A 1,929-nucleotide genomic window follows, 5' to 3' on the forward strand; every position below is an offset into this window, starting at 1 on the left:
GCCGCTCCATCACCAGATCACTGGACGAACTGCTGCCCCCGCCGTTCCCCACCGCCCCACGCTTGACGCGGCCGCCCTCGGCCTTGGCCTCCCCGGCCGGGCGGTTGGCCTTCTCGAACGCCTTGTTCTCTGCGCGGGCATCACCGGCCAGCGGATCATCCTTCTGGGGACTGTTTTCCGCCGGGCGCTTCGCAAGAGGCCAAGCACCGGATTCATCCCACTCCTTGAGAGACTTTGTCTTGTGCTCAAAGGGGAACAGGCCGCCGTGATACTGATCGTTCGCGTAATAGTTTCCGGTGGGCTCCTTGACCGACCTGACGCCGGTAACGCCTCCTTTACGCACCTCGTAATGCATGTTCCCCTTGGGCTCGAACCGCACCATATAACCATCTTCAGTTACGGCCACCATAGTGGAGGCTTTGTCGAATTTCTTTTCTCCTTGAGGCTCTATGTCGTCAATTACCTTTCCGCCGTTGGCTCCATCGGTGACGAGGCGGACGCGCTTGTCAAGGACGTTGTGGATGGTTACGGCCCCTTCGTCAAGTAGGTTGTTTCTAACACCCTCCTGCCTATGGTTGAAATAGCCGTTGGAGTCTGGGCCCTTGAAGTCAGGATCAGTCCACGGGTTATTTAAATCGGCCGGCTGGTTCTGTGTGTCCGGGAGGCCATTGCTACTCGTAAGGATACCAAGGGGCCCTTTAGAATAAAACCTACCCCACGTCATGGGGGAAGCTCCGATGTCATGAAGACCGTAGTCGGTAGCCTGGAAGGTCCTGTGCCCTTCGGTGTTTAAACTGGAATGCCGGAGCCCCCCCTTGCCGTCATCAGTCATGACGTCCACGTGGACATTCTTTAGAAATGGGACCTTATTTCCCATCTCCTTTACTTCATCGGTAGGGGTAATCACGTTGACAACCCTGTCCTGCCGAGGAGCGACTAAGGTCACTCCGTGCTCCTTGAGATAGGCATCTACGCCATCGGAAATCAAGTCATTTACGATGAAAGCCTTTTCGGCCAACTCTGCGGCCGCCTTTCCGCCGAGTCCTGCAGCAACTTTCGTGCCGACAAATTTTGTCAAATTGGCCGCCCAGGAGACCCACTCGGAGTTTTTGCTCGGCTGTGTGTTGACAATGAGCCAACGGTCTGTAGTGTTCCTGATCCAGGTATTCTGCGATCCCTTCTGAGAGCCCGCCCAATCCCCCTCTCCTCCCTTACTCGGGGCCTGCCATGTCCCGGGCGTTTGACCCCCACCATCGTGGACAATACCTTCCTTCCCGGCAATCCAGGTACCGTTTCCTGTGGAGTCGACCTTGGCAACCCGGATTCCTCCCTCGTCCCTGGTGATGAAGTCAAGGTGTACGGGTTTCTCCCCCACCTTGTAGTCACCTAAATTCTCTAAATGGCCCTTGCGGTAGACCGGCAGCTTGGCGCCAGGCTTAATCGCGACAAGTCCATTATGGTTCAAGTTTGCATCAAGCTCCCCAGCAAGTCCCAGGATCTCACGGAAAGTCCCAATCTTCTCGACGGCCTTACCGAACTTCTTCTCTTCCTTACTGGCATTCTTGGACTGGCCAACAAGCTGCGCTAGTTGAGATCCAGAGGTTTCCGCCAATTTTGCCCAGAAGGCGCCGGTCTTAGCCTCTTCGCTATCTGATGGGACAACGTATATGGTCTTGCCTGTATCGTTCTTGACATACAATTCGTGGGCCCACGTAGGTTTCCCTGTGATGTGGCCAAGGATGCTGCTGCCGTGATCACCATGAGCAGCACCATGTCCCCCGGAAGAACCGTGAGAGGAAGAAGCCAGGGCCGGGGCCGCAGCAGCTCCGCCCACTCCCAGCACGACGCCCAGGGAAAGGGTCACGGCAGCGTATCGGTTCGCGACTGTGATCGAGTTCTTGCGTACCTTTTTGTGACGAGCAGGCACGT

Annotated in this window: 1 protein-coding gene; it reads right to left on the reverse strand. The window is 56.5% G+C overall.

From position 1 onward, the window contains the following. Positions 1-1,864 (reverse strand): hypothetical protein (locus tag ACZ7GZ_RS43185; protein ID WP_471033328.1); only part of this gene is annotated, 1,864 nt, incomplete at its 3' end. Positions 1,865-1,929: the final 65 nt, after the last annotated feature.

The organism is Streptomyces sp. NPDC037288, from assembly GCF_055603265.1.